The sequence below is a fragment of the Streptomyces sp. NPDC021115 genome (genome assembly GCF_044333065.1).
Taxonomy (GTDB): domain Bacteria; phylum Actinomycetota; class Actinomycetes; order Streptomycetales; family Streptomycetaceae; genus Streptomyces.
Window position 1 is genome coordinate 391,611 of sequence record NZ_JBIRQF010000007.1, and the last position, 25,037, is coordinate 416,647.

Annotated in this window: 17 protein-coding genes and 6 pseudogenes; 10 read left to right on the forward strand and 13 right to left on the reverse strand. The window is 67.2% G+C overall.

All coding sequences use genetic code 11. The features are described from left to right. Positions 1 to 114: 114 nt before the first annotated feature. A complete protein-coding gene (locus ACH4TL_RS24105; protein ID WP_398317661.1) occupies positions 115 to 1,470 on the reverse strand; it encodes a hypothetical protein in 1,356 nt (451 codons plus the stop codon). A 300-nt stretch (positions 1,471 to 1,770) separates the two neighbouring features. Between ACH4TL_RS24105 and ACH4TL_RS24110 the strand changes: the two genes are divergently transcribed. The 5 genes from ACH4TL_RS24110 to ACH4TL_RS24130 all read left to right on the forward strand — a co-directional run bounded on the left by ACH4TL_RS24110 (position 1,771) and on the right by ACH4TL_RS24130 (position 7,870). Beyond that, positions 1,771 to 2,676, forward strand: a complete 906-nt coding sequence (locus ACH4TL_RS24110) for an NADP-dependent oxidoreductase (RefSeq protein ID WP_398317664.1) — start codon at positions 1,771 to 1,773, stop codon at positions 2,674 to 2,676. A gap of 53 nt (positions 2,677 to 2,729) precedes the next feature. Then, complete coding sequence (locus ACH4TL_RS24115; protein ID WP_398317667.1) at positions 2,730 to 3,791, forward strand: alkene reductase; 1,062 nt, start codon at positions 2,730 to 2,732, stop codon at positions 3,789 to 3,791. 8 nt (positions 3,792 to 3,799) lie between these two features. Next, complete coding sequence (locus tag ACH4TL_RS24120) at positions 3,800 to 4,279, forward strand: MarR family winged helix-turn-helix transcriptional regulator (RefSeq protein WP_398317670.1); 480 nt, start codon at positions 3,800 to 3,802, stop codon at positions 4,277 to 4,279. A 496-nt stretch (positions 4,280 to 4,775) separates the two neighbouring features. Further along, complete coding sequence (locus tag ACH4TL_RS24125; protein ID WP_398317673.1) at positions 4,776 to 5,684, forward strand: SDR family oxidoreductase; 909 nt, start codon at positions 4,776 to 4,778, stop codon at positions 5,682 to 5,684. A 941-nt stretch (positions 5,685 to 6,625) separates the two neighbouring features. Next, entirely contained in the window at positions 6,626 to 7,870 is a 1,245-nt protein-coding gene (locus ACH4TL_RS24130) for a PP2C family protein-serine/threonine phosphatase (RefSeq protein ID WP_398317676.1), read from the forward strand. Between the two features lie 195 nt (positions 7,871 to 8,065). Here ACH4TL_RS24130 and ACH4TL_RS24135 read toward each other — a convergent pair whose 3' ends face one another. The 3 genes from ACH4TL_RS24135 to ACH4TL_RS24145 all read right to left on the reverse strand — a co-directional run bounded on the left by ACH4TL_RS24135 (position 8,066) and on the right by ACH4TL_RS24145 (position 11,196). After that, entirely contained in the window at positions 8,066 to 9,589 is a 1,524-nt protein-coding gene (locus ACH4TL_RS24135) for a gamma-glutamyltransferase (RefSeq protein ID WP_398317679.1), read from the reverse strand. Between the two features lie 294 nt (positions 9,590 to 9,883). Further along, positions 9,884 to 10,753: an SDR family oxidoreductase gene (locus ACH4TL_RS24140; RefSeq protein WP_398317682.1), complete on the reverse strand. Its 870-nt coding sequence runs from the start codon at positions 10,751 to 10,753 to the stop codon at positions 9,884 to 9,886. Positions 10,754 to 10,773: 20 nt separating this feature from the next. Then, positions 10,774 to 11,196 carry a hypothetical protein gene (locus ACH4TL_RS24145; protein ID WP_398317685.1) on the reverse strand — a complete coding sequence of 141 codons (423 nt, stop codon included), beginning with the start codon at positions 11,194 to 11,196 and terminating at the stop codon, positions 10,774 to 10,776. Between the two features lie 74 nt (positions 11,197 to 11,270). Here ACH4TL_RS24145 and ACH4TL_RS24150 point away from each other — a divergent pair, with 74 nt between their 5' ends. Further along, the gene (locus ACH4TL_RS24150; RefSeq protein ID WP_398317688.1) at positions 11,271 to 12,350 is read left to right on the forward strand and encodes an integrase core domain-containing protein; all 1,080 of its coding nucleotides are present in this window, start codon (positions 11,271 to 11,273) and stop codon (positions 12,348 to 12,350) included. Positions 12,351 to 12,716: 366 nt separating this feature from the next. Here the strand turns inward: ACH4TL_RS24150 and ACH4TL_RS24155 are convergent. The 5 genes and pseudogenes from ACH4TL_RS24155 to ACH4TL_RS24175 all read right to left on the reverse strand — a co-directional run. Further along, positions 12,717 to 13,070: pseudogene (locus tag ACH4TL_RS24155) on the reverse strand (lysine--tRNA ligase); the annotation flags it as partial. Between the two features lie 1,257 nt (positions 13,071 to 14,327). Further along, positions 14,328 to 15,836 (reverse strand): annotated as a pseudogene (locus ACH4TL_RS24160) (SAV_2336 N-terminal domain-related protein); the annotation flags it as partial. Continuing rightward, entirely contained in the window at positions 15,769 to 16,755 is a 987-nt protein-coding gene (locus ACH4TL_RS24165; protein WP_398317691.1) for an AAA family ATPase, read from the reverse strand. The pseudogene ACH4TL_RS24160 and the gene ACH4TL_RS24165, both read right to left, overlap by 68 nt. Continuing rightward, positions 16,752 to 18,839, reverse strand: a complete 2,088-nt coding sequence (locus ACH4TL_RS24170; protein ID WP_398317694.1) for a hypothetical protein — start codon at positions 18,837 to 18,839, stop codon at positions 16,752 to 16,754. Before ACH4TL_RS24170 ends, ACH4TL_RS24165 begins: the two co-directional genes overlap by 4 nt. Next, positions 18,836 to 19,801: a hypothetical protein gene (locus ACH4TL_RS24175; RefSeq protein WP_398317697.1), complete on the reverse strand. Its 966-nt coding sequence runs from the start codon at positions 19,799 to 19,801 to the stop codon at positions 18,836 to 18,838. Before ACH4TL_RS24175 ends, ACH4TL_RS24170 begins: the two co-directional genes overlap by 4 nt. Positions 19,802 to 19,992: 191 nt before the next feature. On the opposite strand from ACH4TL_RS24175, the gene ACH4TL_RS24180 reads away from it, so the two are divergent. Both ACH4TL_RS24180 and ACH4TL_RS24185 read left to right on the forward strand, forming a co-directional pair. Further along, complete coding sequence (locus ACH4TL_RS24180) at positions 19,993 to 20,508, forward strand: winged helix-turn-helix domain-containing protein (RefSeq protein ID WP_398317700.1); 516 nt, start codon at positions 19,993 to 19,995, stop codon at positions 20,506 to 20,508. Next, entirely contained in the window at positions 20,406 to 21,095 is a 690-nt protein-coding gene (locus ACH4TL_RS24185; protein ID WP_398317702.1) for a transposase, read from the forward strand. Before ACH4TL_RS24180 ends, ACH4TL_RS24185 begins: the two co-directional genes overlap by 103 nt. A gap of 8 nt (positions 21,096 to 21,103) precedes the next feature. On the opposite strand, the pseudogene ACH4TL_RS24190 reads toward ACH4TL_RS24185, so the two are convergent. Next, positions 21,104 to 21,349, reverse strand: a pseudogene (locus tag ACH4TL_RS24190) (transposase); the annotation flags it as partial. On the opposite strand from ACH4TL_RS24190, the pseudogene ACH4TL_RS24195 reads away from it, so the two are divergent. Next, positions 21,345 to 21,719, forward strand: a pseudogene (locus ACH4TL_RS24195) (Tn3 family transposase); the annotation flags it as partial. The pseudogenes ACH4TL_RS24190 and ACH4TL_RS24195 sit on opposite strands and share 5 nt — an antisense overlap. A gap of 28 nt (positions 21,720 to 21,747) precedes the next feature. On the opposite strand, the gene ACH4TL_RS24200 reads toward ACH4TL_RS24195, so the two are convergent. Next, positions 21,748 to 22,656 (reverse strand): LysR family transcriptional regulator, encoded by a 909-nt coding sequence (locus tag ACH4TL_RS24200; RefSeq protein WP_398317705.1) that lies wholly within the window; start codon positions 22,654 to 22,656, stop codon positions 21,748 to 21,750. A 286-nt stretch (positions 22,657 to 22,942) separates the two neighbouring features. Here ACH4TL_RS24200 and ACH4TL_RS24205 point away from each other — a divergent pair, with 286 nt between their 5' ends. After that, positions 22,943 to 23,749: an SDR family NAD(P)-dependent oxidoreductase gene (locus tag ACH4TL_RS24205; RefSeq protein ID WP_398317708.1), complete on the forward strand. Its 807-nt coding sequence runs from the start codon at positions 22,943 to 22,945 to the stop codon at positions 23,747 to 23,749. Positions 23,750 to 23,879: 130 nt separating this feature from the next. On the opposite strand, the pseudogene ACH4TL_RS24210 reads toward ACH4TL_RS24205, so the two are convergent. Together ACH4TL_RS24210 and ACH4TL_RS24215 are read right to left on the reverse strand one after the other, a co-directional pair. Further along, a pseudogene (locus ACH4TL_RS24210) lies at positions 23,880 to 24,188 on the reverse strand (transposase); the annotation flags it as partial. Positions 24,189 to 24,217: 29 nt separating this feature from the next. Next, positions 24,218 to 24,943, reverse strand: a pseudogene (locus tag ACH4TL_RS24215) (integrase core domain-containing protein); the annotation flags it as partial. Positions 24,944 to 25,037 lie beyond the last annotated feature (94 nt).

Consider the following 25,037-nt stretch of genomic DNA (forward strand, 5'->3'; position numbering starts at 1 on the left):
GCCGATCTGCCGTTCGGCGTCCATCCCCCGCACGCCTATCGGGTGCAGTCGCAGGATCCGGCCGTAGCCCGGCACTCGCCCAGGACGACCCCGCCGGATCGTCCTGGGCTCAGATCAGGATGTGGCCGTTTCTGCGGCCCATGCGCGTTGTTCTTCGGCGAGGCGTGCTTCGTCTTCGGCGGTGTCGGTGCCGGCGGCGCGGTTGCCGTAGCCGCGGTGGACGACGAGGAGCTGGTTTTTGTCCCCGTACCTGTCGCGGTAGGCGATCACCGCGGGGCCGGCTCCGCTGGAGTGGGCGGGGAACTGCTTATCGGTGCTCCAGCCGCCGTTGGTGGTGTAGGTGGCCCACCACAGTTTCTGGTCGTTGCCGCCGTGGCCGCGGTGGATGCAGTACAGCTTGCTGTCGAACACGGCCAGGCCCGGCCCTTCCAAGCTGTGATGGGCGTCCAGTTGGCGCTCAGTACCCCATCCGGCATTGGTGCTGTAGCTGATGTGCTGCAGGGCGGTGGTGTTGTTGCCGCGGTACACGCAGTGGAGCTTGCCGTCGTAGACCGCCAGGGCCGGGTTCGCCGAGGTACCGACGTTCAGCCTGACGTCGCGAGTCCATCCCGTGGATGGGGTCCAGGTGGTGTGCCACAGGTGCGCCGAGTCGCTGCCCCGGTGGACGCAGTGAAGCATGCGGTCGAACACCGCCAGGGCTGGGCCCACGGAGCTGGAGTGGGCGTCGAGACGGGTGTCTGTGCTCCACCTTCCCGTGGCCGGGTCAAAGGTGGTGTGCCACAGTTGCTTGTCGTTGTTGCTGCCCCGGTGCACACAGTGGAGCCGCCCTTCGAAGGAGGCCAGTGCCGGTCCGCCTTCGCTCGAATGGGCCCCGAACAAGGTGTCCTCGCTCCATCCCTTGTCCGGGTCGTAGACCGTCCACCAGAGCCTGGAGTCGGACGGGGAGCCGCGGTGGGCGCAGTACAGCTTGCCCTGGTGTTCGGCCAGTGCTGGGTTCGCGGCACTGTGATGGGCGGTGAACTTCTCGTCCTTGCTCCATTCCTCCCGGGTCTCGTAGACCGTCCACCACAGGTTGGTGTCCTCGTTGGGCTTCAGGCTGATCGGGATGAGCATGCCCGGGGCGATCCAGGGGGAGACCAGCTTGCAGCCGTAAGTGCTGCCCACCTCCTTGATCCACAATGCCTTGAGCTTGCAGTACGCCTCAACGATCTTGTTCATCGGCGAGGGCAGCGCCTCTCCCGCCACGTCACCGATCAGTTCCGCGATGTCGCCCGCCAACGCGGCCGCCTCGGCGTTGAGGTGGATCTCAAAGCCCCACCAGAACGTCTTGACCGAGACGTCATAGCCCCATGCACCGAGCTCCGTGCGGGCCGCCTCTGCCGTGGCGACCTCCTCCTGTGACGGGGGTGTCGCCCGGCTGCCGTCCTCAAGGACGCCGCTCTCTTGCGCTGCTTGTTCTTCTGTCGCCACCCTGCGCTCCTGTCTGCTGTGGCAGCAGAGTCACAGCCCAAACCTGCCCCGGCCCTCGCAGACGGTCCAAGCCCTGCCCACTGCTCGCCTTAATCGGTTCGCACAGATCAGCACTGAATGTGTTGACTTGTACACATACAGTAGCGATGTCCAGCTCGCGGCAAGGCCGAATCCCGCGTGACTGCCTCAAAGTTCTTGCGCAGCCCGGGCGGCAGCAAATACTTGGCTAGCCACATGTTTGCTGTTACGGTATTTATGTGGCCAGCCACCTAAATGGGTGAGGGCATGAGAGGAGTCGTCATGAAAGCCATCCTGTTCGACCGTTTCGGAGGCACGGAAGTGCTGCGCGAGGCGGACATCGAGGTCCCGCAGCCGGGCCCCGGGCAGATCCGCGTCCGCGTCAAGGCGGCCGGGCTGAACGCGCTGGACGGCAAGATCCGCTCGGGGGCACTGGAGGCCGTGTTCCCCACGCCGCTTCCCTCCGTCCCCGGTCACGAGCTCGCCGGCGTGGTGGACGCCCTGGGTGAGGGCGTGCAGGACGTGCGGGTGGGTGACGAGGTGCTGGGCTGGTCGGACACCGGCTCGTACGCCGAGTACGCGCTGGCCACCACCGTGGCCCCCAAGCCCGCCGGCCTCGACTGGCAGCACGCGGTCGCCCTGCCGGTGGCGGGCGAGACGGCCGAGCGGGTCCTGAACCTGCTCGGCGTCACCGCGGGGGAGACCGTGCTGATGCACGGCGCGGCCGGAGCGGTCGGAACCCTGGCGGTCCAGCTCGCCACGGCCCGCGGAGCGCGTGTCATCGGCACCGCCGGCCCCGCCAACCAGGAATACCTCGCCTCGCTCGGCGCCACCGCGACCCTGTACGGCGAGGGCCTGGTCGAGCGGGTGAGGGCGCTCGCCCCCGACGGCGTGGACGCGGTGTTCGACCTGGCCGGGAAGGGCGCCCTGGAGGACTCCATCGCCCTGCGGGGCGGCACCGAGCGCATCGTCACGATCGCCGACTTCCGCGCGCACCAGCTCGGCGTCACCTTCTCCAGCGGTGGCCAGGAGCGCTCGGCCGCCCGTCTGGCCGAGCTGGCGCAGGACGCGGCGACCGGCAAGCTCGTCACCACCGTCACCGCCTACCCGCTCACCGAGGCCGCCACGGCCCAGCAGGTCAGCGACGCCGGGCACGGCCGGGGCAAGCTCGTCCTCACCGTCGACTGATCACGTCCGCTTTTCCCCACCCGTTCCGATCATCACCGCACCGAAGGACCCTCATGCTGAACGCCCTGTGGACGCCGACCATCGTCGGTGGCATCTCCCTCCCTCACCGCCTGGTCATGGCCCCCATGACCCGTGACCGCTCCACCCCTGAAGGCGTACCGACCGAGCTGAACGCCGAGTACTACGCCCAGCGGGCCTCGCACGCGCTCATCATCACCGAGGGAAGCCAGCCGAATGCCGACGGCCAGGGCTATCTCCTCACCCCCGGCATCCACAATGACGATCAGATCGCCGGGTGGCGCAAGGTCACCGACGCCGTGCACGCGGCCGACGGCCGGATCGTCATCCAGCTGATGCACACCGGACGCATCTCCCACCCCGACAACACCCCCCACGGGCGCCGGCCGGTCGCCCCTTCGGCGATCCGGCCGCAGGGTGCGATGTTCACCGCGTCCGGGCCCCAGGAGATGCCGACGCCCCGGGCTCTGTCGACGCAGGAGGTCGCGGCGACCGTCGACGACTTCCGCCGCGCCGCAGCGGCCGCCGTCGCGGCAGGCGCCGACGGCGTGGAGATCCACGGCGCCAACGGCTACCTGGTGCACCAGTTCCTGTCCGACAACACCAACCAGCGCACCGACCACTACGGCGGGTCCGTCGATAACCGCATTCGCTTCGCCGTCGAGGTGGCCGCTGCTGTGGCCGACGAGATCGGCGCCGACCGCACTGGCCTGCGCATCTCTCCCGGCAACCCCTATAACGACATCGCCGAGTCCGACACTGCCGAGCTGTATCCGGCACTCCTGGGCGCCCTCAGTCCGCTCGGTCTGGCCTACCTCCACGTGCTGCACGCGGGCGACGAGGAGCTGCTGGGCACCCTGCGCGCGCTGTGGCCGACCACGCTGATCCTCAACCGGGCCGGCACCGACCTGCCCACCCGCGCCATGGACATCGACCACGGCACGGCCGACCTCGTCTCCGTCGGCGCCCTCGCACTCGCCAACCCGGACCTGGTCGAGCGGCTACGCTCTGACGCGCCGCTGAACACCCCCGACCCGGCGACCTTCTACGGCGGCGGAGTGGCCGGCTACACCGACTACCCCACCTACACCGTCTGAGGAACCGCATGTCCGTCCCCACACCCCGCACCCCCAGCACGGCCAGCGAGGGGCCGATGAGCTACGCGATCTTCCAGCTCGCCCGTGCTCACCGGGCCCGCGCCGCCGCCATGCTCCGCGAGATGGACCTGCATCCCGGACAGGAACTACTGCTGATGCAACTGCTGGACCGGGACGGCCAGACCCAGTCCGAGCTCCTCGAAAGCGTCGGCCTGGACCACTCCACCCTCTCCAAGTCCCTGCGCCGCATGCAGGACGCCGGCCTGCTCGTCCGCGAGCCGGCCGAACACGACCGGCGCGTCATGGTCGTCCACCTCACCGACAAGGGCCGTGCCATGCGAGAGCCCCTGGCAGCGATGTGGCGGGCCCTGGAGGAGACCTCCGCGCTGAACCTGTCAGCGGAGCAGGCGGAATCCTTCGTCCGCACCGCCTACGCCATCGCCGACGCGATCAACAGCCGCGCTCGTCCGCGGGAACAGTCTGAGTAACTGGCTTGCACCCCGGCTTCGGCCTGGAGTGCGAATCGCTTCCGGCGTTCCTGCGAAGTGGACAGTTACTGCAGCGCACTGGGCTCACGAAGGCCCGTGCTGAACGGAGCCAGGCTCCCCAACTGTCGGAAGCCCGGTGAGTCAAGCCGGCGGATGTGCCGGGCCCCCGCTCACCCCGATACCTCAGGAAGAACGGGCTGAGCGGGGCCTCAGTGTCAGGGGCAAGCGAGCCATCCCGGTGCAGGCAGGCGGAACTCGTCTGGAGGAAAGGGCAACACCCCTTCCACGGAATGCCGATCCCTTCTCCGTCACTGGCCGGCCGCACATCGAGGACGGCCGCATCACCCGCGTCCGGGTCTGCAGGCCGGCGATGACCCGCGCCGCGCATCCACCCATCACCGGCCCGCCCCCTTGAGTAACCCGGGCCGACGGTGCCCACGTCCGCGGCCACCTTTACTCCCCCCCCACCACTGACCTGATGGAAAGTGAGACCCTCATGACCACCACCCTCCCCGTCCTCGTCGTCGGCGCGACCGGCTCCCTCGGCGGCAAGGTCGTCGACGAACTGCTCAAGCGCGGTAAGAACGTCCGCGCCCTGGTCCGGCCGACCACCGACGCGAGCAGGCTTGAAAGCCGGGGTGTCGAGATCGCCCGCGGCGACATGCTCGACCTCGACTCGCTCGTCGCCGCCATGACCGGCGCCGATGCCGTCATCACCACCGCTGCCGGCTACACCCGCGGGGGCAAGAACGCGCACGACATCGACACCGTCGGCAACGCCAACCTCGCCGAGGCCGCCCACCGCACCGGCATCCGGCGGTTCGTCCTGACCAGCATTCTCACCAGCGACCAGACCCCCCAAGTCCCGCACTTCTGGCACAAGAAGGTCGCCGAGGACAAGCTCGAACAGCTCGGCGTCCCGTTCGTCGCACTGCGCCCGGGGGCATTCCTCGACCAGATCGCGACTATGGCGGGCGACCCAATTGACAAGGGCCGCCTGATGTGGATCGGCAAGACCACCGTCCCGCTGACCTTCGTCCACACCTCCGATCTCGCGGCCTACCTGGCGGCCGCCGTCGACGCCGAGGCCGACAACGGTGAGCGCATCGACATCGGCTGGGACCGTCCGGTCAGCATGCGCGAGATGGCCGACCTGATGGGCAACCGGGCCGGAAAGAAGATCAAGGTGTGGGCCGTCCCTTCCACCGTCGCCCGCGCCGCAGGAGCCGTCGCCGGCCGCTTCATGCCCCTGGTCAAGGACATGGCCGCGATGTTCAGCTGGTTCCACACGGGCCGCTACGTCGCCGACACCCGCCGCCAGGAGCAGTTGTTCGGCCCCGTCCCCACGGCCGACGACGCCCTCGGCCGGTACACCGACGAGCTGGGCACGGCGCAGCATCGGTGACGGGCCCGCATCCCGGTCCCCCTGCCCGGGCGGGGCCAACGGTGAGTGCAGGACCGCTGTGACAGATCGCCACACGTTCCTACCGCACCAGGAATGGGACCTGTCCGGGCTGGCTGCAGCCGGGCTTAACCTGAACTGGCGATACTGCGACACCTGTTGCACCTGTTAGCGTCAACGGAACCGGCGCTGAGCTGCATGGAGCCCTCTAGGGTAGCCTCGCGCCACAGTCGCTCCCCTAGAGAAGGTCTGCCCGTCAGGGAGCGTCAGGGTTATCTCGGCCGGAACGGATCCGGCCCGTCCGGCGGCCACCGTGCGGGCTGGTCATCTACCCGGCCCCAGGATCCAGCTCCCGCGCCGAGGAGCGCAGTGTTGCCCGCTGCCCGGTCCCGGCCTGACGCCAGTAGGGGTGCCACCACACCTGGACCGACAGCTCCAGCAGACGCCTCCGCAAGGCTGTCGTGCGCCCGCGGTTGGCCGGGTTGGCAAGGCTCCGGTAGGTCCGCTCCCAGGCGCACTGCGCGGCAACCAGATCCTTGGGAAGAGCAGAGCAACGCATACCAGCTATTGCATCATGTGTTCGATTTACGGCGCATCCTTGCAGGTACAGGGCGCAAGTGCGGCTGTGACTGAGCGCCGTAGTTGGCGAGTGAGCGCTTTAGTTGGCGGCCCCTGAGCGTTGTACTTGGCGGATTGTGACTGAGCGCCGTAGTCGGCGAGTCCTGAGCGTTGTACTTGGCGGGCTGATGGGACTTGTTGAGATCGGCCAGAGGTGCTCTTGTTTCTCAGTGGGGAGTACGAGCACGTGTCTAAGGCTGCCGTAGCGTCTTGTCCGTTGTGCGTTTGGAGCTGGTCAGTCGTTCGACGCTTCCCCCGCGCGCGCGACGTGGCCGCTTTTGGCGTAATCGACTGGCCGTGCCAGGCGGCTGCGGCACTCTGCGGCTATGGCTGAAGGTGAGCGCGAGCCCGGCAGGGGCATGGTGGACCGGTCGGAGGGGTTCGGTGAGCGTCTGTTGGGGGTGCTGCTGGACCGGGCCCACGAGATGCCGCCGCAGCTGATCGCTCCGCTGATCGCGGAAGAGGTGGCCAGGGTCGGTGGCCGTGACGTCTCGATCCTCCTTCAGGACTACGCGCAGGTGGTGCTCGCCCCGCTGCCGGGCCGACGGCTGGTGGTCGGCGAGCCCGAGCTGATCAGCGATTCCCACGCAGGAACGGCGTTCCTGACGGCGGCTACCGTCGAGGTAGCGCGTGACGACGGCGGCGTCCGGATGTACCTGCCGTTGCTGGACGGCAGCGACCAGGTCGGGGTGATGGGCGTCACCCTGGACTCCGTCGATGACGACGACCGGCGGCTGCTGCGCAGGCTGGCCGGTCTGGTCGCCGACATGGTGGTCACCAAGCACACCTACACCGACCAGTTCTTCCAGGCCCGGCGCCGGGAACCGATGAGCGTGGCCGCCGAGATCCAGTGGTCCCTGCTGCCGCCACTGTCCATGGCCGTTCCGCAGGTCGCGTTGGCCGGGATGCTCGAACCCGCCTACCGCATCGCCGGCGACAGCTTCGACTACGCCCTCAACGAAAACGTCCTGCACGTGGCCGTGATCGATGCGATGGGCCACGATCTCGGGGCCGCCGCGATGGCCACCATCGCCATCGGCACCTACCGCCACGCCAGGCGCGCCGACGTCGACCTGGTCGAGATCTACGCATTCATGGACCGGGCGATCGACGAGCAGTTCGGTCCCGATCGCTTCGTCACCGCGCAGATGATGCGTCTGGACACCGCGACGGGCCATCTGCAGTGGGTCAACGCGGGCCACCCGGCACCGCTGCTGATCCGCGACGGCCGGGTGCTCCACCCTCTGGAGGGCCCGACTACTCTGCCGGTCGGCTTCGGCGGCGAGCAGCCCCGGATGAACGAGCACCAGCTCCAGCGCGGCGACCGGCTGCTGTGCTTCACGGACGGCGTCATCGAGGAGCACGTTGCCGGACAGGAGCCGTTCGGTGAGGAACAGCTCATCCGCTGCGTCAATCGCATGATGGGCCAGGCGTGCGGGGTACGCGCCGAGGTGCGTTGGCTCTCCCAGGCACTGATGGCGGAGCGGGGTGGGCTCACCAGCGACGACGCGACCCTGTTCTTGATCGAATGGCGCGGGGGCGCTGCCGACCACCTCGCCGTTATGCAGTAAGCCGACCTTGAGGACCGCTTCACGGCCGAACCACTTCCCGATCTTCGGCCGCATCCCACTGAGCCGACTCTTGGAGGGGATCCTTGTCCCTCGCGGCCGCCAACTATCGCGCTCAGACTCGCCAACTACGGCGCTCAGTCACAGCGGCAGGCTCTCTGGCCACGCCCTCGTCACGCCCTCCGGGCGGTGGCGGGGCTAGGCGCGTGCAGGGGGCAGGTCGTAGCGGCTGACGGCCAGGTACGTTTCCGGCGTCGCCGCTTCGAGAAGACCCTCGTCGCCCTCCAGGTCGAGATCCGGCTCCTGGGGGCGGCGCAGCAGGTCGCTCCAGTCGCTCGTCGCGCCCTCCTCGTAGGCGTTGCGGAGCAGGGGGCGCAGCCGTTGACGGGCTTCCTCCTGCTGTTCGCGGAAGATCCGCCGCTGAGTGAGTCGCTGTCGTTCCTGAGCTTCGTCGCTGAGTTCCAGGTCGGTGGTCGGCTGGTCCTCGACGCGCAGTTCTGGGGTGCGCTGCGCGATGGCGAGGTCTTCCTCATGGAGGCGCTCACAGGCGGCGAACAGTTTCCGGGACATGCCGAGGTGGACCTCGGTTCCGGGGATGCGGCAGGTCAGGAAGTCGTCGAGACCCATGGAGCGGATTCCGGCGCGCAGGGTGTGCTGCTCGGTGTGAGGTGCTGCTCCGCGGGCGTCGGCCCGCATGGCGAGGGTGAGGCCATCGTCTTCCAGGGGCGTGGTAAGCCCGGCGCGCCGGTGACGGGAAGCGCGGTCGGCGGGAACGGGGACGGTGCGCAACTGCGAGGCAGGGGCCGAGCGAAGCGCCAGGTAGGTGAGCATCTGGGCGCGGGCCGCGCCGATGAGCGCGTCGTCGCTGTCGGCGAGGTGGTCTTCCAGGTTGCCCGGGCCCGCCGCCTCGTCGTTGGTGTTAGATCCGGCAGGGGTGAGGGGTGGCTGGCCGGGGTGCAGGTTGTGGTCGATGGTGAGGAAGAGGTCGTCTCCGGGCCGCACGGACGCCCCAACCAGGACGGTGCGGTGCGCGTACCCACCGAGGACCGTGCTGCCGGCCGCCAGCTGCGCCCACCCCTTGCGGAGTGTGCCGAGGCCGACGTCGCCGCCCTTGGCCTCGATCAGCCAGTACAGCTCCTCTGCCTCGTGGTGCCCCCATAGGTCGGGCAGCTTCTTCTTCGGGTCTTTGAACGTATTGAGCAGGGCGGGGATGGGGCCGCCGAGTTCGAGGTGTTCGGTCTGGCCGAGGCCCAGCAGCGAGCGGCATGCCCACTCGGTCATCGTCATGCCCAGCCGGTAGGCGGCGGCGCTCTTCGCGCTGCGCTCGGTGCCGTGCGCGTACACCGGGTTTAGGGTCAGGCGCCGGTCCTTGGCTCCCGCTACGGGATACCGGGGCTTGACGGGGTGCGCGCCGAGGTAGGCGTACAGCGGGGAGACCCGGGCGACGAGTTCCCCGTGTGCGTAGCGCGGCTGGTTCTGCAGGTGCGGGGTGACGTCGCGGCCGACTTCGGTGGCAGCCTTGGTGATCTCCCGCCACGTGGTGGTCGGGGCGTACCAGCCGTCGGTCGCCGGGAACCCGTCCGACCCGGTCCACGCCTTGTGCTTGGCCGTCCGCCACTGCCTCCGGGGCTTCTTCGCAGGCCCATTTCGGAACAGGACCGGTATGTCGAAGCTGTCGGCGTAGGTAAGCGGTGGCTCGTCGGGAACGTGTGCTGGGATCATGCGGATCACTCTGGCACGGGCCCCATGCCGCTCCCGGCTCCGGGTATTGAACCGTCTATGGGGCCACGGCGGGAGTGATCCGGCTGGTGTTCGGACACACCTGATGTAGGGTCTCGCGGCGCGTGTCAGAGGCCAGCGCTGCGACCTGGCGCTCTCAACCCTGTCCCACTGTCCGTTGGGGTTGATCAGTCTCACTACAGTGGCGGATCCCCATGGCTGGCCGCATCAGTCGTATTCAGCGTCAATGCCGAAGCGCCCGATGCGCTCTTGCCGAACTGCACGTGTGTCGTCCTTCTACCGGCGCCCGCGTGGCGCGCGGTCGGCGGGCTGCGGCGTCCAGGCCGTGGGGGCGAGGAACTGGTGCGCGCCGCGCAGCGTGGTGCGCAACTTGCGCTGTGTCGAGCGGCTGTCGAGGCGGATGTCGAGGGGCCCGGGAAGTGTGCTGTCGGCCCGTAGGCCGGTGGGCAGTCGCGATGCGTCGAGTCCGTCGCGTCGGGCGATGAGCACGCCGAGCTCGTGCCGGCTGAGAGCCTGGCTCCCGCCGAGGTGGTGGACGCCGGTCGTGTCGCCCGACGCGAGTTCGAGGAGCGCTGCGGCCAGATCGCTCGCGTGGACCGGGCATCGGAAGTCGTCTGTGAAGAGGACGCCTTCGCGGGTGCCGGTGGCCAGTTCGTGGACGGTGCGTTCGTGCTCGGACTGTCCGTCACCGATGATCAGCGAGGTGCGGGCCACGGCAGCGTCCGGATGGAGCAGAAGCACCGTTTCCGCGGCGGCCTTCGCCGCTCCGTACGGGGTGATGGGGTCGGGCCTGCAGTGTTCGTCGTAGGGAGCGTGGCTCTTGCCGGAGAAGACGGCGTCGGTGGAGACCTGGATCATTCTGCTTCCGGCCTTCGCCGCGGCGATCGCGAGGCGGACGGGGCCCTCGGCTGTGACTGCCCAATCGGCCCCGCCGCTCGATGCATTGACGATGACGCGAGGGTTCACCTCGGCCACGACCGCTTCCACGCTCCCTGGATCCCGCAGGTCGAGGCTGCGCCAAGTAACCCCTGGAGCACCGCCGGGGATGGTCGTATAGGTCGCGACCGTTGGGCGCCCCGCCGATACAGCTTGCCGGACCAGCTCGGTGCCCAGGAACCCGGACCCACCCACGATCAGCAGCGTCATGAGGCGACACCCTAGACCGGTCAGGGCCCGGTGATGGCGAGAAAGTGGGCGGAGGCGTCGGTGAGGGCCGCGTGCGGTTCCGCGATGCGCGCCGCAGCGAGGGCCGCTTCGTACATGTCCGTGCCCATGAGGTTGGCGCTGGTGTACTTCTCGATGGCCTTGACCGCCACCCAGCCGGGTCCTTCGATTCCGTAGAGGCTGGGATCGGTAAGACCGGCCTCCGTGACCTCCGCGCGCAGCTCGGTGGAGGTCTGGAAGTAGGCGACGGTGAAGCCGCGCTGGCCGGCGTAGCGGCCCTGGGCCAGGGTGTCACGGACCTCGTCCTGGATCGCGGACTCGGTGATACCGGTGGTCGCGATGTAGTCGAGGAGGGGCGAATAGCGGGAGATCGCCGCCGCGGCGATGAGCCCGCCAGACCGTGTGGGTGCCGGAAACTGTGTCACCCGAGGTGACCTGCGGATTCGGATCTGCCAGGGCACAGGAAGCCAGCGAGTGCTGTGCGGCATCATGCTGGGTCGTGGCGATACGTCTGGTCTATCAGCTCGCGTGTCAGCTCTTCCGATGGCTTGCGCTGCTTGCCCGGTCAAGTGCGGCGAAGGACGTCGAGATCTTGATGCTCCGGCACCAGCTCACTGTCGCGCAACGCACCCAGCCACGACCTCAATTTTCCTGGACCGATCGGGCTGTCATGGCAGCGCTGCTCCGGATGGTGAACAAGAGGCAGCGTGCACGGCTGGCGTTGCTGGTCACTCCACGGTCGGTCCTGCGCTGGCACGCACGCCTCGTCGCCCGGAAGTGGACCTGTCCACACCGCCCTCCAGGCCGACCACCGACGCCGGAAGCACTGCGGCAGCTGGTCCTGGGCCTGGCACGGGAGAACCCGGGGTGGGGATATCGACGGATCCACGGCGAACTGCGCGGCCTGGGACGGAAACTCGGCGCCTCGACCGTCTGGGAGATCTTGCAGAAGGCCGGGATCGACCCCGCACCCCAGCGCACCAACCAGTCCTGGCCCGCCTTCCTCAAAGCCCAGGCCTCCGCCATCGTGGCCACCGACCTCTTCCACATCGACACGGTCTTCCTGCGGCGCTGGTTCGTGCTGTTCTTCATTGACCACGGCACCCGCCGCGTGCACATCGCCGGTGTCACCCGGCACCCGACCGGCCCCTGGATCACCCAGCAAGCGCGGAACTACCTCATGGACCTCGGTGACCGCGCAGAGTCGATCAGATTCCTCATCCGGGACCGCGGCGCCTACTTCACCGACAGCTTCGACGCCGTCTTCCAGGCGGAAGGCATACGCGTGATACCCACACTGCCCGCTGTGCCACGGATGAACGCCATCGCCGAACGCTGGATCGGATCATGCCGACGCGAGGCAACCGACCGCGTCCTGATCACCGGAGAACGCCACCTGCGTCTCGTCGTCGGCGAGTACGCGAAGCACTACAACAGACACCGGCCGCACCGATTCCTCGGACAACGGCCACCAGACCAACTCACCAGCCCCGAGCCGCCCATCGCCAGGGGCAACACTCGCATTCGTCGACGCGACCGACTTGGCGGCCTTATCCATGAATACTCGCAGGTCGCATAGGGTGACACAGATTCCGGCACCCACAACCACGAGGGCCGGGCCGGTCTTCGGTGAGCACGGCACGATCAGCCCATGAGAGCCGCGGCCGCTCGACCTGCCGACGCAGCACAGCGACCTCATGACGAAGGGCAAGGATCTCGGCGTTCTTCGCGGCGGTCGAGCGGCCCACCAGGAGGAGGCAGCTCAGTAGTCGGCAGAAGATCAGGTAGAGCAGTCGCAGACCCACGATCACTGATCATGCCCATACTCGGGCGATCGCAAAGCCCCAGGCCAACCATAGTAGGGCAATAAAGACACCCTTCAGGTCACGGCGCGTCCGTCTCGTGATCCTATCCCTTGAACGAGCGCATCGCTCTGGCTCTTGGATCAGAAATCCGCTGAATGCCCCAGCAACCTACGCACCTTCTCGGCGCCGATCTCCAACAAGAGCGTAGGTAGAGGGGGCCCGGTATCTTGCCCGATCAGCAGCTGGTACAGCAATGCGGCGTACGCCCGCTGGAAGGTCTTGATTTCCGGCGGCATCTCCTTGGGCGTGGCGTCGGCTGGGAACCCGGCTTGGACAAGCGGCACCGAGTTCACCAGATGCGTCAGACCATCTAGCGACCAATGCGCTTGTAGGTTGTCGAGTAGTAGTCGGAGTGACTCCCGCTCATCCCCGTCGAGTAGAGCGAGCCGCTCAGCGTCTGGCTCCTCCCGCACGATGGTCTCCTGATCGGCCGGGTGCTCAGGGGCCTGACCGCTACGCACGGATTGTTGATACACGGTGCCATGGGGTGAGGAAGCGTCGCCATAGACGTCCAACTGGGCGGCGACCGCGCGCAACAGTCGGGCGATCTTCTTCCCGGACGACCGCTCGGGGTATCTGCCCCTCTCGAGCATCTGGGTGAGGTTCTCAAGGAGGGTGGTCAGGTCATGCATGACCGAGACCAGTTCGTGGGGCTTCATGCGCTGTGTCAGGGCGGTGGGGATTTCTGGAGCAGGACGATCTGGCAGATGGAACCAGGCCGTGACCTCGCCCTCCTTGAGCTCCAGCCGGGCCGAGGAGTAACGTTCGGGCTCGATGAATCTGCCACCGTGCCTGATCACATCCTCGTACAAGGACTGAGAGGTCACGAGCAGGAGGTCGGCCCGCTCGGCGTCGAGCAGTTGCCGGGCGACGGATGAGTCGGCCAGCCGGCAGGCAAGGTCGACGGCGCGTCCGCTGATGCCCCGCTCATTGTGCCGGACCGGGCCGACGTGCATACCGATCCGCAGCCCCAGCGGCGCGTGCAGGTCACGGTTCTCGTCCTGCAATTTCTCACGCACCTCGACCAGCCACAGGCCGAGCATTTGAGTCACCGGGATGCGGTCCTCAATCGAGATCAGCACACCATCGCCCCGGTCTTCCATATGCACGACGCCGGGCGCCACGTTGGCACGGGTGAACGCTGTCTCCAGAATTCGATACATTTGGGCGCGCATTCGCGACTTGTTTACATCGTCGTACGCGCCGGAACGCCTGGCGTCGACGCTGATCACCAACTCGTCGCGCACATAGCGCATTTCGGTGAATTCCAGAGAATCGTCGTTGCCTAGTGCCCAGCGCCTGCCCTGTCTGCTTCCGCTTGCCGTCTCCATCAGCGCCCCATGCTCCCTCGCCTCACTCAGACCGACTGGGCTCTCAGAGGCCCTGGCAAGAAGCGAGCGGAAAAGTCGTGACAGGGCCAGGTAGAGATCTGTGGCCTGGGGGCTGTCCTGCGGCATCTTGGCAATGGTGGGAGCAGTGCCGCGTTGTGGGTTGCTCGATGTTGCTGCTGTTAGGCCCGCCGCGGGGCGGCGTCTCGTCTCGGGCCTAGGATCTGTTGCCTCGACTCCCAGAAGCCGCGCCGTGGTAGCCGCCGCGTAGGCAATGGGGCGGATGCCGGACGCCAAGGTTTCATCGGCGTGGGGGGAGTGGAGGACAACCGGGATTCCATGAGGGGCTTGAAGGTGGGCAGCGAGGTGGTCGCTCAGGGCGAAGTGGGTGTCCCAGAGTTGGTCTCGGGTGAGCAGGCTGGTCAGGTGGGCAGATGCCGCAGGGTGGAAGTGGTAGAGCATCTCGCCCGATTCGCAGCGGGTGGCACTGAGGAAGCCGGCGGTGAGGAACTCGGCGGTGTCGGCCAGGGTGGCTTCCGGCACTAGGCGTTCGCGGAGCACGTCAAGGACGGGCAGCGTGAATGAACCCAGTGGGGAGGCCGCGATAGCGAGGCGCACGGCGTTGGACTGACGGTCGTCCGCGAACGCCTCGGCGTGGACGCGTACCTGGTCGTACACGGGTGGTGTGTCGGCTTGCTTGGCCGGGCCTTGTTGGCGGCGACGCAGGGGTGGTCGGCCGGTGGCGGGGACGAGGACGGCTTCGCAGCCGCTCGGATCTGTGCGCATCAGGGTGCGGGCCCACGCGAGGATCTGGTCGGGGGCCAATTGCAGGACGGGCAGAGCTTGCCAAGGTTTCGTCTTCTCGGATTCACGGAGAAGACGCGGGCGGCGGTAGGAGAGGAGACGGCCGGGTGAGGCGGGGGCGGTCGCGGTTGCGGTGGTGCGGGGAAGGTCGAGTCCAGAGCGCTGCCAGAGCCGTTTGGGCAGCGGGTTGATCAGAGCGACCGGGGCGGTGCCACCCCAGGTGTGGAGGGTTCGCCATAAGGCGTCCTGCCGCCATGCCGGGGCAGCGCAGTCGGAGACGACAAGGAGGAGACGGCGCGCCGGCTGGGTGTGGTGAGCGGCGTCCGGGCGCATCGAGAGGGCACGGCCGTGGTGGTCGTGCAGGACGGGGGCGTCGCCGGGCTGGTGCTCGAGGTGCCAGACGCGGACGTCACGGAAGGCGGCCAGGGCACGCAGCATCTTGGTGAGGCTACGGACTGTCTCGTCCCACACAGCCATGGCGGTGCCGCGGTCCAAGACGATGATCACCTCCAGCCACGGTTCCGGCGCAGGGGCGAGCCGGGGGATGAGCATCCCGGTACGGGTGTAATGATCGACGGTGGCGTCGACGTCGAGGCGACGATGGACGCCGGAGAGCCACGGGCGGCGCAGCGGGCGCAGCGCACGGCCGATTTCGAGGGTGTGAGGGAGGGCGGCGGCACGGCCGATGCTCACGCGTTTACCAGGAACGGTGTGAGTGCCGACCTGGGCTTTAAGCCATACGGAGGCGACAGGCTCATGGGCGCAGTCCATCGCGTCCCCACTTCCCAATGCCTGGGTGTTTTCTGTAGAAGCGGTGGTATTGGCCTGCCCTCGCTTCCGGCGCTGCATCGTGTCGTCCGTGGCGTCGGAGGACGGGCTGTTGGGGTTCCGTTCGGCGTGCGCCCAGGCGGAGGCGAGGAGCACTGCGTCGAGGAGCTCCTTGACGTCGATGTCGCCGCCGGCCGCCTGAGCGAGCCGTGCCAGACGGGCGGCGGCGCCCTCAGCCACGCCCCAGCCCCTGCAGCAGCATGTTCTCCAGGCTCTGACGCTGATCGATGTCCGAGACATGGTCGCCGCGCAGAAGGTAGACAGCGTTCAGCAGCTGGTCGATCGCGACGTACTCGTCGTCGTTCAGCTTCTTGAGGAAGGTCTGCACGAGGGTGGCGGTGGCGCTGTCCTTGATGTCGCCCAGATGGGCGGCGACGATATCGGTGAGGATTTCTTGGGAGAGGGGCGGCATTTCGAAGCGGACGCAGCGGCGTAGGAAAGGGGCGGGGAAGTCGCGTTCGCCGTTGCTTGTCAGCACGATGACCGGGAATTCGGTGCACTCGACCCAGCCGTGCTCGATGGTGCGCTTGCCGTCCTTGTCGGCGGTGCGAACCTGGATGTTGGGCTTGGGATGCCTCGCCAGTTCGGGGATCTCGAATCCGCCGCGCTCCAGGACGTCCAGGAGATCGCTTGGCAGATCGAGGTCGCTTTTGTCGATCTCGTCGATCAATAGTGCGCGGGGGTGGTCGCCCGGGAGGAGCGCGGTACCCAGAGGGCCAAGCTGGATGAAATCCCCGATGTCATCCTCATGCTCGTCGCCCTCTGGCCGGGCTTTTCTGTCGAGGGTGCGCAGGTTGTGGGCGTGGATGCGGCCGAGGGCGTCGTAGCGATAGAGCGCGTCGGCGAGGGTGCTGCGGGAGGTGATGTGCCAGTGGAGTACCTCACCCAGGCCGAGTTCGGCCGCGATCTGGCGGATGACGGTGGACTTCCCGGAACCCGCGCGGCCAGTCAGCAGCAGAGGGCGGCGGAGGTGCAGGGCGGCGTTCACTGCGTCGACGAGGCCGGGGACCGGGCGGTACGTCGAGGCGGGGTCCTTACGCGAGTCAGTCACCTGCTGCTGTGCGCGGGAGCGCCATGGGGGCGGAGGCGGTAGCTTCGGCAGCTCGGCGCGGTTCTTTGGGGGGACTCCCGTGCCCCTGTAGTACGGGGTCCAACTCATGCTCGCTCCTTGTGCGTCATCTCGTCTGGGGCTCTCAGGACCGTGCTCGCCCGTCTCCGACAGAACGCCTGCCAGTCCTTGTCATGCCAAGCGACTCTCACGGTTGCAAGAGGTGCGAGACCATCATCGGGACTCAGGTCGACTCCACTCAGATGCTGCCGGTAGGCGTGCGCGATGTGCTGCGGCAGGGCCCGCCAATGCTTCCCCACGGATGCCTTGAGGACCTGCTGGTCGCTGACATCCTTCTGCCGTGGCCAGACCAGCGCGGGTGTGTGCTCGAGGAGCTCCTGCGCCACGAAGTCCCAGTCCCTCTTCGGCAGGGAGGCCACCGCCCATACGCGCTGCCCGAAGCCGTGGTTGCTCAGATGCTTCTGCAACTGTTCAGCGGTCCCCAGTTGTTCCATGTGGAGCCACTCAGGGCCGGAACAATTGCTGTCGGCCAGGGAGGCCAGCAACTCTTCGCCCACTTGGAGCATGTCGTCAACCGTGACGCCGTGAGGGGGCGTCAGCAGGCCGGACCAACGGGTTGTGACGGTGTAGTTGACGCCCAACTTCGTTTGCTTGCGAATGACTTGCTCCTCTGGAGGGCAATCCAACAGCGCGAGGGTCGGTGCGGCCACGTCGATGTGCTTCAACCGCTTCCCCGCGATATTCGCCCATGGTGCAGACCACGCCACGGCCTCGGCCAGAGTCGTCTTCAGGCCTTTGTCGCCGGCGCCGCAAGGGAAGCGTTGATTGCCGAGCACGGCGCGGCCGAAGAGCAGCCATGCGTCCACGCGGACGACGCTCTCGCCTCCGTCGTCGGCCAGCACCAGGACCAGCCGTGGGGCCCAATCACCGTGAGGATGGTGGTTCAGCTCGCGCAGGTGGCTGTTGACCGTGGGCGTCAGTCCGAAGTCCTGCGCCCAGACGACGACATCTTCCGGCAGCTGATCTCCGTGTCCCGTCACATGGGTCATGGCCGCAACCAAGTGGGCCAATGCTCGGTGCTGACCCTCTGCGGCGCCTCCATGATGCGCGGCGTACTCGACCAGATCCCGCAGGCTCGGAGGTGGTTCGTGCCGCAATAAGTGCAGAGGAAGGCCCGCCAGCATTCCGACCAGCCGCAGGTCGTCTTCGGTCAGGTTCGGGCCGAAGACCTTGTTGGCGACGTTCAGCGTTTTACGGCCAGCCTCCAGCTCGGCCAGCACCTCGCGCAACCGGTGGACAGCGGCCCAAGAACCGGCGTCTGGAGTCTGCTGGTTCTCCTTCAACCATGCGGCGAGTTCGCCCTCTGTGGATAACTGAAGGTTGGTGTCGATTCGCCGGACAGCGTTCCGTACTGCCTTGCTCGCGATTGATCCGAGATCGCGGTTGAAGGAGGCAGCGCGATTCCGGGTCAGCCAGAGGTCATCACCATAATACGGTGCGCCGTCGTAGGTGTAGAGCCCCGGCCGCTGATCATAGATCTGCTCGCGGAGCTGCTCAATCAAGTGGTCGTCGACCTTCAGGAACTCCCCGGCGCCTGGCAGCCCCTCCTCGATCATGTGGGTGAGTTCTCTGCTCAGCTGCAGGTAGAACGCCGGCTCCTGTGCGGTGGCCCCAAAGAGCAGGGAGAACCGCACATTGCCTCCCCGCGGTCCCGCAGTGATCACCGGAGTGGCCGGTACTGCCCCTCCAGCCAGGCAGGTGTCGACGATGGCGATCAGGCCAGTCAGACCAGGGTGGTTGAGGACGTCGCCAAGCAGGGAGGGAACGTTCACATTGGAGAGCGGCGGGGCGTTTTCCCTGCCCGACGTGACGAAGTACAGCGGAGCGCCCTCAGCGCCCTCGCCGTGACCGAGCAGGGCGAGCACGAGGAGTCCGCCGTCACGCCGTGCATCCTGAGCGGCGCGCTCCACGGCCTTGCGGACTTGAGTATCGCCCAGATTGGTGCCGATCAGCAGGGAGTGCTCACCGCGGTCCACGCAAGCCCCCAACTTCGGATTCACGAGCACGGCATGAAGACCACGGGCAGCGTCTTCCAGCCCTTCCAGCCTTGCGCCGCCTTCACACTGGGCGCCCACGACGAGCACATGCCGGGGCGGGTTAGTCGCGGCCGTCACGGCTGGAGGGTTTCGATCACCGGGCGGGCCACACTCCCGTGCTCCAGGTACTTCGTAGCGGTGTGCGTCCACAGCCCGTGGGAGTCGACACGTTCTGTCACAGCCTTGACACCGCTCCTGCTCGGGCGGATCCACTTGGCAAGATGTGGCCGGCCCACCACGATGTCATCGCGGTCCCAGAAGTTGAGCCAGGAGGCGACGTTCTCAGGGCAGCGCGCCGGGCGCGGCACCAGACGATCCAGAACCACCGCTCCCAGAGCCAGAGGCGAACCCAAAGTCACCCAGAGCGGCACCGTTCCCTCGTACTCGTGCAGTGCCTCGTAGGCGACCACTGTGCCCAGGCTATGCGAGACCACCACGAGAGGTCGCGCAGGGTCCAGGCCGTCGAGCACCCGCCCGCGGACGGCCGCGCCTAGTTCCGCCTTCTTGGTCCTGCGGTTCAAGTAACGGCCGACTTGTGCCAGCTGGAACAGAAGCGCCGAACCATTCATCCATTGTGCGGCCTGGCGCACGCCGGGAAGGCACAGCATGGTAGTCGTGACACCGATCAACCGGCGGCCGATGTCACCCACGCCCTGGGTCTGTCGGCCCTGAACCGCAGCGTCGAGCCGGGAACGCGCGTCACGGATGACCCGGGCGTTCTGGGGGCTGCTCTCCAGGGGGAACTGCTCGGACAGTTCCTCCAGTATCGAGTCAAGTAGCTCTGCCAGGACAGGAACTTCATGTTCGTCGAGTTCCACGGCAGCAGGGCCTTGGGTCCCTCGGCGGTTGAACAGATCGCTGTAGTTGGCGAACGTGACATCCGCCAGCCAGCCCTGTATCAATGCGGAGATCGCTTCGGCCATGCTGGCGTCCCGCGTTCCAGCGGCAAGTGCCTCCAGCCACCTGCGGCGGTCAGTGGCGGTGTCCCGCAAGCCGCCGATGCCGTGTACGAACAGCAGTTGAGGCTTCCCCGTTGCCATGCGCCCCTCCTTTTTCCTCGCAGAGGGACATTGTGCTGCATCTAGGTTCGCAAGGCAGCCAAACCACACGCTTGGACCCGAACCTCGCATCGCTCCTGCGGCTGCCTGGAGTTGCGTCGGTGAACTCCTTCTTACTGATCTTTTCGTAAGTTCGGTGGGTGTGGTGGCTGTGTGGGTGGGAGGCTGTCGGGGTGGCTTATCAACCTTCCTTTTCGGTTGTCGGCTCCTCCCTTCCTCCGTTGTCGCGGCCTCAGTTGGCGGAGGCTCGTCGTGTTCGGGCAGTCGAGTTGTTCGAGGACGGCGTTTCGAATGCGGAGATCGCGAGGGCGGTAGGGGTGTGTGCCGAGAGTGTGCGGCGCTGGCGGCGGGTGTGGGAGCAAGGCGGTGCTTCGGCCCTGCGGCGACGGGCAGCTACCGGACGCCCGCCCAAGCTGAACGACGCCCAGGTCGAGATGGTCCGGGCCGCGTTGGAGCAAGGTGCCCAGGCTCATGGTTTCGAGGCCGACCTGTGGACCTTGGAACGAGTCGGCGCGGTCATAACTGGGGCAACGGGGGTGGTGTTGTCGAGGGCATCGGTGTGGCGGCTGCTGACCGGCCGGCTCGGATGGAGCCTGCAACGGCCCGAGCGGCGGGCGGTCGAGCGGGACGAGTCGGAGATCGCCCGCTGGATCGCGCACGAGTGGCCGCGCATCAAAAAGGGGCCGTGAACACACGTGCCTGGATCGTCTTCCTCGACGAATCAGGCGTCTCTCTGCTCCCGCAGGTCCGCCGCACCTACGCACCCCGAGGGCGGACTCCGCTCCTGCGGCACCGCCTAAATTGGAAGCGCGCGTCGATGGCCGGGGCCTTGGGCTACCACTCCACCGACCCCGATCGCGGGGCCCGCCTGTGCTTCCACCTCAAGCCCGGCAGCTACGACACCGCCGGACTCATCGAGGTTCTGGAGCATATGAAGGTGTTCTACCGCGGCGAGCGGGTGGTCCTGGTCTGGGACGGCCTGTCCGCCCACTGGAGCCGGGCGATGCGGGCCTGGGTCGCCGAACAGGACTGGCTCACCCTGGAACGATTACCCGCCTACGCTCCCGAGCTGAACCCGGTGGAACTGCTGTGGTCCTCGCTCAAGAAGCGTGAACTCGCCAACCTCGCCGGCGACCACCTCGCCGATGTCGCCGACGCCACCGAGCAAGGCATCCACCGCATCAACGCTAACCCCCGACTGCCATGGTCATTCCTGGCCCATACCGGCCTGACCATCGGCCCACCATACCCACCGAACTTACGAAAAGATCAGTAGAAGCCATTTCACTTGGCTAGCCTGCGGTGACATATGAGGATCGCGGCGATGACGGTGAAGGCGAGGAAGTGTTCCGGCGTGCGCTCGTAACGGCGGTGAAGGCGACGGCAGCCGGACAGTAGGGACATAGTCCGCTCCACGACCCATTGGTGTCGGCCCAGACGCGGGGACGGCTCGATGCCCTTGCGGGCGAGGCGGTGCCGGATGCCACGGGAAGCAAGCCATCGTCGAAGGTGTCGGTAGTCGTAGCCCTGGGAGCAGCTGCTGGCCGGCCAGGCGTGGCAGCAGACAAGGCCGACCGTGCTTGCCTTGCTGAACCTGCCCAGGGAGGCGGGCGGGCATCCGGCCGCGCTGCTGGAGGGCACCTACCGGGAGGTCGTCGCCCGGGTCCCGGACAACGCGCAGATCGCCTTCGACGACGACGACCGCCTGCACTTCGCCCTCCCGGAGCCGGAACCCGAACCGGCCTCCCTGCTGGAGTTGCGGGCCGCAGTGAACGCGATGCTGCCGAGGGTGGACCTGCCCGAGGAGCTGTTGGAAGTGTTCTCCTGGACCGGCGCCGAACAGGCGTTCCTTCCAGCTCCCCGACCTGCCGGCGGCCTACGGCCCCTCCGGGACAAGCACGCGGCCGACGACTGGTGAGGCCCTTGGCTCAGAGGGCGGTATGCGGGGCGAGGAGGCTGGTGCCGCACCAGTTCTGCTGATGGAGGTGGTCGAGCACGGCTGCCTCCGCCGAACCTGGGTGGCGGCGTGTACCGACGATGACGGGTTCGGTCAGGGAAGGCAGGAACGGGCGGGCTAGCTGTTCGAATCTTTCGGGCACGGCCGATGCCGGAACCACGGTGACGCCCAAGCCCTGGGCTGCCAGTCGCACGGCGGTGGAGATCTGTGACGCTCGGGCCACCGTGGGCGGGCTGATGCCCGCGTCGGCGAGCAGGCGGGCGAGGTATTCGTCGAGCAGGCTGGCGCGGCGGAAGCGCACCCATCCCTGTGTCGCAAGGTCTGCCATGCGCAGGGCCCTGTCGCTGGCGAGGAGCGGGTGTCCCTCGGGCAGGACGGCGACGTAGGTCTCCTCGCCCAGGGGGTGGATGTCGAATGTGCAGCCGGTGGGGATGCGGTGGACGAGGACCATGTCGAGCGTTCCCTGGCGGGCCAGACGTTCCATATCCGCTGGATCGGGCTCCTCGTGGAGAATGACCTGGAGTTTCGGGTGGCGGTGGCGGAGCCGGCCCAGTGCCAGAGGGAGCTGTCGTGCTCCCAGGCCCATGTGGACGGCGATGATGAGTTCACCGGCCAGTTCCCCGGAGGCGGCACGGGCAGCCAGGACGGCTCTGCGGGACGCAGCGGTCGCGATCTCTGCCTCGGCGAGGAAGGCGCGTCCGGCCATGGTCACTGTGACCCCGCCCGATGTCCGAGTGAACAGCTGCACACCGAGGTGCTTTTCCAGAGCGCCGATCTGCTGCGACAAGGACGGCTGCGTGACGCGCAGACGCTCGGCAGCCGCTGTCATGGAGCCTTCTTCGGCCACAGCCAGAGCGTATTCGTATTGCCGCAGGTTCATCCGCTTCCACTCTCCGGCGACATAGACAATGCCAATCTCAAGTATGCGATGACACTATTTGTCTCTATGTCTCGCGGATCTTACCGTGGTGCATGTCCGGTGGATCGCCGCCGCCGAAAGCGGTGGCCATCAGGGCGGGAGCCGGTACGGGCGCGCCTGTGAGGGGCCCGTGGCGGCAAGGCCGCCCGGCGGGTTCTGTTCGACAACGCATCGTCTAGATCCCGGGCGGTTGCCCCGGAGGCCCACGTCACCCGGACGCTCACCAACATGGACGGGAGTGGCAATCATGGCAGATCAGACAGGTGTTGGACGCGGCGACGGGGTATCGCCGAAGAACGCCGATTCGAGACTGGCGGGAAAGGTCGCGCTCGTGACGGGTGCTTCCAAGGGCATCGGGGCGGGCATCGCGCGGGAATTCGCTGCGGCCGGAGCGTCGGTCGTGGTCAACTACGCCTCCAGTGCCGCCGGCGCCGAGCGCGTGGTGCAGGATATCCAGGCGCGAGGGGGGACCGCGATCGCCGTGCAGGGCGACGTGTCGGTGCCTGCGGATGTCGAGCGCCTCTTCGCCAGGACCGTAGACGCGTACGGCCGGTTCGACATCCTCGTCAACAATGCCGGTGTCTATCACCCACAGCCGCTGGAGACCGTCACGCAGCAGGAGATCGACCATCAGCTTTCCGTCAACGTGACCGGACCGATCCGTACGATCCAGGAAGCCCTTAAGCACTTCGGGTCCGACGGCGGGTCGGTCATCAACATCGGATCGCTGGACAGCGCCCGCGCGGTGCCGGGGATGTCGGTGTACGCCGCGACGAAGGGCGCCGTCGATGCCTTGACGCGAGTCCTGGCCGCCGAGCTCGGCCCTCGCGGGATCCGAGTGAACACCCTGGCCCCTGGCGGTGTGGAGACGGAAGGTATCCACGCGGCCGGCTTCATCGGCAGTGACGCCGAGACGGACATGATCGGGCGCACCCCCCTGGGCCGTATCGGTCAGCCCAAGGATCTGGCGCGGGCGGCGGTCTTCTTCGCCTCCGACGACGCCGCATGGGTCACCGGAGAGCGCCTTACCGCCTCTGGCGGCCTGCGAACCTGACACACCCTGACAACGCCGGAGTCTGCAGACCCGCTCCGCGGGATCCTCATGGGGACGCTGCTTTCGATCATCAACCGCTACATCGACCGCACAGGACCTGTGACCGCGTTAGAGGTGCTGAGAGGTCATGTCACTTGGCCAGTCTGCGGTGACATATGAGGGTCGCGGCGATGGCGGTGAAGACGAGGAAGTGTTCCGGCTTGCGTTTGTAGCGGCGGTGCAGGCGTCGGCAGCCGGACAGCCAGGACACGGTCCGTTCCACGACCCAGCGGTGCCGGCCCATGTGTCGGGATGACTCGATGCCCTTGCGGGCGAGGCGGTGCCGGATGCCGCGGAAAGCGAGCCATCGTCGCAGGTGAGGGTAGTCGTAGCCCTTGTCCCCGTGCAGCTTGCCGGGCCTGCGACGTCGGGGGCCGGGACGGGAGCTGATGGGCGGGATTGCGGGTGCCGATAAATCATCTGCGCAGCTCAGGCGGCGTGCTGGTACTGGTGGAGCGTTCCGCCGAGCCGGTCTCGTCTGTGGACTTCCAGGTGGGTGAGCTGGGTTTGTTGGGTGAGGGGTGTAGGTAGTGGGCGGCATGGGGCGGCGTTTTTCAGGGCTCTGTGCGGGCGGTGTTCGTTGTAGAAGGATTCGTACTCGCGCAGGGTGTGCAGGAGGTGGCTCTGGTTCCAGATCAGGGTCCGGTCCAAAAGTTCAGTGCGGCAGGTTTGTATCCAGCGCTCCATGAGCGAGTTCATCCGCGGTATGCGAATGCCGGTGGTGACGACCTTCACGCCGGCATCGGTCATCAGGGCGTCGAAGGCGGCTGTGAACTTCGAGTCGCGGTCGCGGATGAGGAACTTCGCCTTGCTGCCTGCGTCCTCGAGGTCCATGAGGAGGTTGCGTCCGAGCTGGACGATCCAGTCCGCGGTGGGGTGTGCGGTGGCGCTGAGGATCCGGATGCGCCTGGTGGTGTGCTCTATGACGGCGAAGACGTACAGGCGCGCCCCGGTCAGCGTGCGGACTTCGAAGAGGTCGCAAGCGAGTAGAGCTTTGGCCTGGCTGCGGAGGAAGTCTGCCCAGGTGGTGCTCTGGCGTTCGGGTGCGGGTGGGATGCCGTGCTGGGGGAGAATTTCCCAGACGGTGGAGGCGGCGATCTTGATACCCAGTGCTGCGAGTTCGCCGTGGATCCGTCGATAGCCCCATGAGGTGTTCCCTAAGAATGTTGGCGGTCCGGGAGGACCGGGTGTGGCTGATGAGGTGTTGCCGTTGATGGCTCAGGGAGAATGGCCGCCCGGTCCTCCGGGA